Raw genomic sequence first — 9,382 nt, 5'->3', positions numbered from 1 at the left:
AAAAACCAACGACTTCCTTTTTAGTGAAGTAAAAGCGGTTGTATTCATCGGAATTTTCATTTTAATACGGTTCCTAATAGTTGCGGTTCAGAGACGTTCAGGGCGGAGCAGGGGTAGGGATTATCCATCCAAGGCAACCCCGGCGGTTGAAAGCCCTTCTATAGGAAGCGAATGCTCCGGGATTTGTTCCAAAAATATCGCGGCATCGTTTGCCCGCCGCTCCCGGGTCGAGGGCCTGGCCCGGTATCAATGGAGTTAGGTCCGTAACGGAACGGACTATCGGGATTGCATGCGCGGGGTTTCGAAGTACGCCCCGAGCTTGAATTCGATCCCCACCCTTGGGCGAAGATGTTCTATGCGCCGTTTCCAAATTGAAAGCGAAGTACGATCCGTTTTCAATTCTCGGAGCAACGATTCCAATCCCGTACTTGAAGGACTCGCGCGAAAAAGCCGGCTAATTTTATTCGAAATGGTAGTTACTCCCTCAAACCATGGCCGACCGCCTTCCCCCGGAAGCGAGTAAGCCGGCGCGTGATGGCCACACGGGAAACCCCGAGGATAGCCGCGATTTGGGTATGGTTGAGGCCTTGGTTGAGGATCAGCATTAGCACCTTGCGAGTTGCCGGGTCTGCGATGTGAAGCAGGCGGTGGACAACCCGCTTGTCGTCGTTGGCCTGCCCGAAATCCGGTTGCTCGGTTTCGCTATCGAGATCATGCTGGTAATGTAAAACCTGGAGCCTACGCCGCCCCCGCTTGGCCAGGTAGGAGAGGCACTCGTTAATGGCGATACGGGTCAGCCAAGTGAAGGGCTGGCTGCGGTTTTCGAAACCCCCCATGTGCCGGAAAGCCTTGAAGAATGCCTCTTGGGCCAGTTCGCGGGAGTCTTCCCAGTTCTGCACGTACCGGTAGCAGATAAACGTTAGCTTACGATGGTATTTCCGAAAGAGCGGCTCCAGAATCCTTCCCTCGTCCGCCGGGTCGGTCTCCACTTGCAGGGTGTTCTCGTAGGCCATTTCCTTCTCCTTTCGTGGAACGTCTAGATTTGCGATCACCATCACGGAGGGCAAATTACGATGGCCATTCATAGGCGGAAGGTGCGAACTGACGAAACGGCGATTCTGCCGGACCAAAGTCAGTAGGGAAGGGATAGGCGATTACGGGAGATTCGTTGTCGACTACTTCAAGCCGCCGAATGAAGTCGGATATTTCGCCTGCTCCCAATTCGGAGCCACCCTATGGCGGTGAACCAAGCTACTTTATACGGATATGAAATTAATCATCAGTCGGAATTTTCCGAAAACCCTGGTCTTGGGTTTTGCCTTGGCGGCAGGGGTTTATGCCAACGACCCATCCAAGGCGCCTAACATTAAAACCGCGGCCAGTGATTCGACTCCGGTCAAAAAGCCGACGAAGTCCCCTCAGGAAGAAGTGGAACATCTCTTCCAATATTTGCAAAAGTCGGGATGTCGCTTTAACCGGAATGGCAGCTGGTATTCAAGCGAAAAGGCCGTTGATCATTTGCGGCGCAAGTATGCTTATCTGGTAAAGAAGGGTCTTTTTACCACGGCGGAATCCTTCATTGACAAAGGAGCTTCCACGAGCAGCATGAGCGGAACTCCCTACCAGGTGCAATGCGACTCCCTGCCGCCCGCCCCCAGCGGCGCGTGGCTTACCGCGGAATTAAAGCGCTATCGTCTAGCGAACCCGTGAATTTCCCCGATGGCTAAGTGCCTCGGCAGCCGCTAATTCCCGTCTCCTCATGCTTTGCCGGCCTGAAACAAAGCATTCCCATTAGGCATCCTAGCTTAAACCGAGCGTTCGATTCGTAAACGCTCGAAAACCCGGGGAACGTTATGAAAAATCGAAGGACCGCCTGGAGAAAACCGATATTCGCCGGCTTAGCCGCTTTGGCGAGCGTAGCGGCGCAGGCGGGGAACGTGCTGACGGTTACGAGCTCCGGCGACGGCCTAAGCGGGCCCGGCTGCACGCTCCGCATGGCCGTGACGGCGGCCAACACCGGCTCGCGGAACGCTTGCGGTCAAGGGACCGGAAATAACGACATCGTCCAACTCGGCGGTCCGGGCGCCACCAATATCATCCTCGCCCCAAATCTCGGAGCGATCGCCGTGACCGGCTCGATGACGATCCAGGGGAATTATCAAGGCGCCCACCCCGACTACGCCACGGTCACGATCAGCACCACCGGAGGGGCGCTCCTCCAGGTGCCGGGATCGATGTCGAAGGACGTGACGCTCACGATGAAGTGGCTGCGGCTTACCGGAGCCCATGGTAACAGCGGTTCCGGAGGTTGCCTGGGCGTGAATAGGGCGGCGGCGGGCAACATGAATACGACCAACCTAACGACGGTGCAGATCGACCACTGTAGCGCCTGGTCGGGGGGAGCCGTCTATGCGGCGGGAGAATTGGATGTAACCTCCAGCTCGTTCCACGATAATCATGCCAGTTTCGGCGGCGCGGTAACCATGGACGGCAGCGGCGGCGCCAGCGCTGGCGGCGGCTTTACCTTGGTCGCCAAAAGCACCACTTTCTCAGCTAATGCAGCCGACCAAAACGGCGGTTCAGGCCTGGGCGGGGCCGTTTATATCATGGGCGGTACTGACCGGTACTTGAATGATTTCGCGAACATCTCCGCTACGGGCTCTACGTTTTCCGGCAACCGGGCGCCCAATGGCGGCGGCATCTATAGCGCCTTCGGCCATATCGTAGTGGACGGCACTACCTTCGACTCGAATTCGGCGACCGTCGATGGCGGCGGATTCTACATCAAAGGCGGCGGGGGAGTCTTCATGCACAATTCAACCTTCGGCAAGAACTCCGCTACCCGCAATGGGGGCGGTATTTACCATGACGGCAATGCCGGCTATTGGGAAGCCAGCTACATCACCGTCGCGCAGAACTCCGCGGGAAATTGCGGCGGCGGACTTTACGAAGCCGCCAATGGCGGCGGCACCAAGAATGAGGGCGATAACATTTACGCTTATAACACGGCGGCCCAGGGAGCGGACCTATGGGGCGATTTCACCTACTGGGTCGGCCCGGACATCGTTCTCGCATACGCCGGCACGCCACCCTCGAACTTCCTGAATATCGACCCGCAGCTCGCGAAATTCCAGTCGGTCAACGGGCTTCCTAAGGTCTATCCGCTTCTGCCGGGCAGCGTTGCCATCGACGGAGGAAGCGGAGGAGTACCCTATGATCAAAGAGGCGGCTGCCGCCCCCTCGGTTCCGGGTACGATCTCGGCGCATTCGAGTACGATTCCGCTTCGACGTATCTGCTCGTGAGCGTCAACAGCGGGATGGCGCTGGACGATCCGGGTTCTTCGCATACGGCGGGCCAGCAAATGGAACAATGGACGGTGAACGATGGCTCGAACCAGGCGTGGTCGATCAATCTCCAGCAGAGGAACCGTTTGGGCGGCATTCTGCGCTTGGTGAACCAGGCGAGCGGGCAGACGCTAGGCGTGCGGGGAGGCTCCACGGCATCCGGCGCCGCGGTTGAGCAGAACGTATGGACGGGCGGGGACTACCAGCAGTGGGCCTGGTTCCCGAGTACACCGGACTACCTTATCCTGAATAACGCCCGCAGCGGACAGGCGTTGGACGTCATCGGCGCTTCGACCAGCGCCGGGGCGCTGATTGACCAGTGGCCCCAGAACGGCGGAGCGAACCAGAAATGGTCGGTCTTGGTGCGCCCTGCGGCGCGCTGTTACAACTCTCCCTACTGAACCGCGGGGACGGCAGGATGGTGGAAGTCCGAACGAAGGCGAACCGCGAGATTTCCCTCCCCATCGGCAATCTGCCTCGGGGTAGGTATTTGTTCGAGTTGCGGGGTGCCGGGATGAAAGTCGTGAAGGCGTTCGCGATTAAACCGTAAATCCATCCGTACCGCTTTTCGAAAATTATGTTAGCTATTGGGCATGGTAATGCGATTTTTCCTGATTGCGAAGACCCGGTTGCTTGCAATGGTCTTATTGCCCGCTGCCCTGATCTGGTCGCAAAACTCTAACCGCCTCATCTTCCGTCAGAAACCGGTTTTCCTCAACGGCGTCAACGTTCCTTGGAATGCCTTCGGCACCGATGTAGGCCGCCACCCCACGTGGGGCGCGCTCTACGATGCGAACTTCTTCGATAGCGTTTTCACCGCGGTGGCCGCGGCCGGCGGCAATTCGGTGCGCTGGTGGGTCCATTGCGACGGCCGTTCCTCGCCCGAGTTCGACGGGCAAGGTATGGTCACCGGGCTCGATTCCGAATTCATCCCGCAATTCCAGGCCATCCTCGACGCGGCGGAGCGGCATGGCATTCTGGTGATGCCCTCGCTTTGGTCCTTCGATTTGGCGAAGGATTTCACGGCTTCGGCCGGACCCTACGCGGGCATGCACATCCAGCTGGTTACCGATACGGCGCATACGCGTTCCTATATCGAAAAGGTGCTGACGCCCTTGGCCCAACGTTTCGGGACGCATCCGGCTCTGGTCGCCTGGGAAATCTGCAATGAGCCGGAGTGGATGCTCGACAACGACGGCAGCACGCCGCAAAGGGCTACCACCCGGCAGTTACAAGCCTGGACCGGCAAGCTCGCGGCCGCCATCCACCGCGCGGCGCCGCAGGCGTTGGTCACCACGGGATCGGCGAGCCTGAAATGGGACTGGGACAATCCCACCGGCATGGAAAGGAATTTATGGAGCGACAGCGCCTTGTTCGCCGCGACCGGGGATTCGCTTTCCAAGTTGGACTTCTACCAGGTCCACTACTATTCCTGGATGCGGGGGTCGGGCTGGACCTATAGCCCTTTCGACAAGAAGGCCACGGCCTGGAAATTGAACAAGCCCGTCTTGATAGGGGAGTTCCCCGGCAACGGCGAATCGGGGTATCGGACCGAGACGCAATTCTATCAAGGGGCGGTGGACTCCGGCTATGCGGGAGCCATGGCCTGGTCCTACTCCGGCGTGGATCAATACGGATCCTGGGCCGATATCCGCCCCGGACTGCAGGCGGCGGCGAACGCCTTGGGCATTTCCGCTATTCGCACGAACCCCGCGTCGGGCCGTGGAGCGCGGATTTCCTTTCCCGGCTTGTTCCCGGACTACCCGCGGGCCATATCCGCGGAAGGGACGCCTTTCCGTTTCGACGGCAAACGGATTCCGGGAAGGCCGGAGCGAATCGGCGCGAACCCGCCCTGACTCGGCGCGTCGGTTTCCGATCCGTAACGCGCCGGTTACTGACCTGATTCCTAGCTCTCCGATCGGCGCCCTGCTTCGCCCGCGACGGCAGATCGGCTTTGTTTCTCTCTGTTCGCCTGGAATACCCCGACAACCAGCAGCCATGCGGCTGAAATCATGAATGCCACGTTCAAGATCATGGCAATCGCGGCCAGGTACAACCCCCACAGCGACCCGGCTAGCAGCGCCACGGAACCGGTTATTTCCGCCAGGTATAAGGAGCTTCCGATCGCTAAGCGATATTTACTAGGCTGGGACCCGAACTTGAACGCCTGACGGAAACCGTACAGGAAAATGATGACCCCAATCGATGCGGTTATCAACCACTCCACGGCTATTGCCGTATGGTCTTGGCCGCCCATCAGAACCAACGCGCACCTCACGAAAATGGCGGTTAATCCGGCTAACGTATTGATGGAACGATATTTCGGGGTGGCCTCTTTAGCCATCTCCTCAAGGCTTAAGGAGAGCGCGACGAAGACTAGGCCGGTCAACGCGGCTACCCCGCCGCCTACCATGACGAAGAAGCTTTCCCACAATTCCGGCTTGTAAATATCCGTTAGCGTTGCCATGTCCTAATCGCCCTTACTGCGAGTCGCGCAAGAGTTATCGTCCCTTCAATTAAGGTAGTCGCGAAAAACCATGCTTTCGCGACAACCCCTAGGTTGATCTGCCGGGTGGAAAGGGTAGAATTGAGGAACGGGTAGAAAAGGGGGAGAGAATCGGAAAAAATGCGGATATTAACCGCATTTTTGCCCTACCTTTCCTAGCTAGTAAGCATTAGTCCGTTTCCGTGGACTTAAGACAAACGTATCGGTGCCCGTAGCCCACAAAGAAAGCTCCATGAGCAGATCCAAGCATAATAGTTTCGACTCGGTCCCTTCTGCAACGCACTTTCGCCTTTGGGCCAAATGGCCTGCCCGCATCTTGGTCTGGATCGCCGCCCTAACGGCCGTTTCCCTCCATGCCCAAGTCGTGGTCGACAAGACTTGCGCGTCTTGCGGGCGGCGGCAACTCGACTCCCTCAACCTCCACCCGCGTAACATCCGCGTTAATCAGGTGGGTTACCTGCCCCAGGACGATCATAAGCGTGCCTTCGTGGCCAATGCGGCGGCGGCCGAATTTCAGGTCGTGGATGCGGTGTCGCGCACGGTGGCGTACAAAGGCCCCCTTTCCGCGATCGGTCCGTCCACCGAAGGCGGGATCCGCATCCTCGGCTATTACAACAGCATTAATCCGCTCTACCAGTTGGATAAGGCTTTGGCCAACGTGTCCCTGACTTTGGCCGATTTCTCGAGCCTCAAGGCGCCGGGGAGGTATTTCCTGACCTGCGGTAAGGATACCTCGGCCACCTTCGCAATCGACGACCAGGTTTACAATCTCGTTTTCGGGAAGACGCTGAATTTCTTCGGGGCGCAACGCTGCGGCGCGACCCATAGCTGGTTCCACAAGGATTGCCATCTTAAGGACGGGAGCGCGCTCGGGGCGGGGCGGGCTGGTGACTTGTCGGGCGGGTGGCATGATTGCGGCGACCATGGCAAGTACGGCGAGACCGAAGGCTATGCCGCGCTGGTCCTTGCGCTGGCATACGCCTATTGGCCCCAGAAGGGGGAAGACCTGTACGGCGCGTCTTACAACGATACCTTGCCATTCGGGAACGACGGGATACCCGACGTCCTGAACGAGGCCAAGGTCGGCGCCGATTTCATCCTGAAGCTGTATAAGGCCAGCAAGAAGGACGGCCTCATCGACAAGGCCGACATGTACCATAGCGTGGGCACGGGTCCCGGCGTCGATCACCTCTATTGGGACGTTCCCGAAAAACAGGATGCCCAACCCGTCACCCGCGGCGGGCCCGATCGGATCGTAACCGCCGGCATCGGCAGCAATGTCGCGGGCATGTTCTGCGCGGCATTGGCGTTCTTCTCATGGGGATGGGAGCCCTTCGATCCGGCTTATGCCGCCGAGTGCCTCGCCGCCGCCAAGGATATCTACGCCAAGATCATCTCCGTCAAACGCGGCAGCACCACCAAGAACCCTTGTTGCTATCCGGGCGGCGGCCCCACCCGGGACGACGAAGCCCTGGCCGCCTTCGCCCTCTGGTTCGCGACCAAGGATACGACCTACAAATTCGATCTGCTCGACAACCCCGCCTTGGGCAAAAGCCCTAACGCCCAATTCAACCAGGGCGAATTCCCCACCGGCCTGATGGCCCAGGCCGTGGCAGGGAGCACCGGCGGAGTGGGACCGTTCATGCCCGGCGGATGGCCGACCGATTACGAGAACACCCACGTCTTCACCACCTACGGATTGGCGAAACTGATCGTGGACAATCCGCAAAAGGCCGCCGCTTACGGGCTGTCCCCCCAAGTAGCCGATTCCCTGAAGGCGGACTGCATCGCGCTGTTGGCGCGCACCATCAATGATGGCAGCAACGGCACCCAGGCGCTCGCGAACTCCAAATTCCCGCTCTATGCCATTCACGCCCAGCCTCCCTACAACGGCGTCTTCGTCTCCGAACATTGGGGTTACAACCGTTACAACTTCGGCACCGTACTGGAACTTTTCCTCTATTGGGATCTCACCGGCGACAAGGACTACCTGCATTTCGGCATGGACAACATGAATTACGAGTTGGGGGTGAACCCCTGGGACCTCAGCTTCATCATGGGCGCGGGCGATCGGAACCTGCAGCATCCCCATAACCGGGCCTCCAATCCCGAAGGCTACAACGCGGGAGGCTTTCCCTACGAGTACAAGGTCCCCAAGGGGGCCTTCATGGGAGGATGCCACCCCAACGATCTCCTCTTGGACGAATGGGATAAATGGGACAATACCGAAACGTGCATCGACTTCTCCGCTCAGATGGTCATCCCCGCGCAAATGTTGGCGGCCGATATCCCGCCCGACAACGAAGGCCCCAAGTTCCGCAACGTGAACGTCATCCCCGAGGACGTGCGCGCCACCGTTACCTGGACCTCCAGCGAACTCTCGCGCGATTCTCTCTTCCTTTACGATTCCCCCGGCGGCAAGCTCCTGCAGAAGGTCAGCCCCGACACCCTCGGGTTCGCGAAGCAGATCGTCCTGACGGGACTCACGCCCGCCACCACCTATTACTTCTACCTCAAGGGCATGGACATCCACCGCAACGTCACCGAAGACAAGAACGGCGGGGCCTATTACAAGTTCACCACCCTTTCTTCCGCGCGCCCGCCCGCTTTGATCACCGGAGTCAAGGTTTGCAACGAGACCGACAACAAGGCGACCGTCAGTTGGTGGACCCGCAACGGGCCGTACGATAGCCGCGTGGATTACGATCTCGCGACGGCCGCCGGCAAGCCGGCCAAGGTGCAGCAACCGGATGACGGGGGATTGCCGACCGTATTCCACGCGGTGACCTTGAAAAGCCTCCAAGCCGCGACCGGCTATAAGTACAGCGTAACTTCCGGGACCGTCACCGACGATAGCGTGGGCGGGTACTACCACTTTAAGACCACCCAAGTCTTGGTCGACTACACGCTCCGCGTGAAGCCCACGAACAAGGGGAAAAGCGGGACCAGCTTCCAGATGTACATCGACATCGCCAACAACGAGCAAAAGCCTTATACCGGCGTCGAATTGCGATTCTACTTCACCACCGACGCCACGACCGCTTCCAAAATAGTCGCCGTCTCGGACGATAGCCAGATGTGGGACGTGGCCGGCTCGGGAAGCACGCCGGTGTTGGCCTTCGGGACCAACGGCGACGGCAAACCGGTAAAGCTCGCGGGCTTCACCGACGTTTACTACATGCCCATCGTTCTCAAGAGCACATTGCCGGTGGCGGGCAGGGCGCGCATTGATTTGCAATTCTATCTGGACCAGAATCGTACCCCCGCTCCCTTCGATCTCTTCACCACAGCATGGTCGGTCCGAGCGCATCAAGCCGCGACCGATCCCGTTCCCTTCGCTGGTATCGATCTCAATCTGGGCAAGAACGGGATTTACACCACGCCCGAGCCGATCGAGAAGGTGGCGCTGCCGTCGGCAGCCTGGGCGATGGAGGACGCCGGCAAGGCCGCGCCGTTGACCCAGATTTCATCGATGTGCCCATCCGGAGAGACCCAAGCCTTGCCGCCAAGCGCCAGGGTCGGCGTCTGCTC

Annotated in this window: 6 protein-coding genes; 4 read left to right on the top strand and 2 right to left on the bottom strand. The window is 59.1% G+C overall.

Features of this window, described 5'->3' with window-relative positions:
* Positions 1-476: 476 nt before the first annotated feature.
* Complete coding sequence (locus JF616_00440; protein MBW8886195.1) at positions 477-1,013, bottom strand: RNA polymerase sigma factor; 537 nt, start codon at positions 1,011-1,013, stop codon at positions 477-479.
* Positions 1,014-1,266: 253 nt separating this feature from the next.
* On the opposite strand from JF616_00440, the gene JF616_00435 reads away from it, so the two are divergent.
* The 3 genes from JF616_00435 (at position 1,267) to JF616_00425 (ending at position 5,201) form a co-directional block, all read left to right on the top strand.
* Positions 1,267-1,710 (top strand): DUF5329 domain-containing protein, encoded by a 444-nt coding sequence (locus JF616_00435; GenBank protein MBW8886194.1) that lies wholly within the window; start codon positions 1,267-1,269, stop codon positions 1,708-1,710.
* Between the two features lie 143 nt (positions 1,711-1,853).
* On the top strand, positions 1,854-3,746 hold the full coding sequence (locus tag JF616_00430) for an RICIN domain-containing protein (protein MBW8886193.1): 1,893 nt from the start codon (positions 1,854-1,856) through the stop codon (positions 3,744-3,746).
* A 237-nt stretch (positions 3,747-3,983) separates the two neighbouring features.
* Positions 3,984-5,201 (top strand): cellulase family glycosylhydrolase, encoded by a 1,218-nt coding sequence (locus JF616_00425; protein ID MBW8886192.1) that lies wholly within the window; start codon positions 3,984-3,986, stop codon positions 5,199-5,201.
* Between the two features lie 50 nt (positions 5,202-5,251).
* Here JF616_00425 and JF616_00420 read toward each other — a convergent pair whose 3' ends face one another.
* Positions 5,252-5,812 carry a hypothetical protein gene (locus JF616_00420; protein ID MBW8886191.1) on the bottom strand — a complete coding sequence of 187 codons (561 nt, stop codon included), beginning with the start codon at positions 5,810-5,812 and terminating at the stop codon, positions 5,252-5,254.
* 271 nt (positions 5,813-6,083) lie between these two features.
* Between JF616_00420 and JF616_00415 the strand changes: the two genes are divergently transcribed.
* A partial coding sequence (locus tag JF616_00415; protein ID MBW8886190.1) for a glycoside hydrolase family 9 protein occupies positions 6,084-9,382 on the top strand: 3,299 nt, incomplete at its 3' end.

It is taken from the genome of Fibrobacterota bacterium (assembly GCA_019509785.1).
Lineage (GTDB): Bacteria > Fibrobacterota > Fibrobacteria > UBA11236 > UBA11236 > Chersky-265.
This window is presented reverse-complemented; position numbering and strand designations above follow the sequence as displayed.

Excerpts from the sequence above, each read along its gene's own strand:
- JF616_00430 (MBW8886193.1), top strand. The coding sequence starts at position 1,854 with ATGAAAAATCGAAGGACCGCCTGGAGAAAACCGATATTCGCCGGCTTA.
- JF616_00420 (MBW8886191.1), bottom strand. The coding sequence starts at position 5,812 with ATGGCAACGCTAACGGATATTTACAAGCCGGAATTGTGGGAAAGCTTC.
- JF616_00440 (MBW8886195.1), bottom strand. The coding sequence starts at position 1,013 with ATGGCCTACGAGAACACCCTGCAAGTGGAGACCGACCCGGCGGACGAG.
- JF616_00425 (MBW8886192.1), top strand. The coding sequence starts at position 3,984 with ATGGTCTTATTGCCCGCTGCCCTGATCTGGTCGCAAAACTCTAACCGC.
- JF616_00435 (MBW8886194.1), top strand. The coding sequence starts at position 1,267 with ATGAAATTAATCATCAGTCGGAATTTTCCGAAAACCCTGGTCTTGGGT.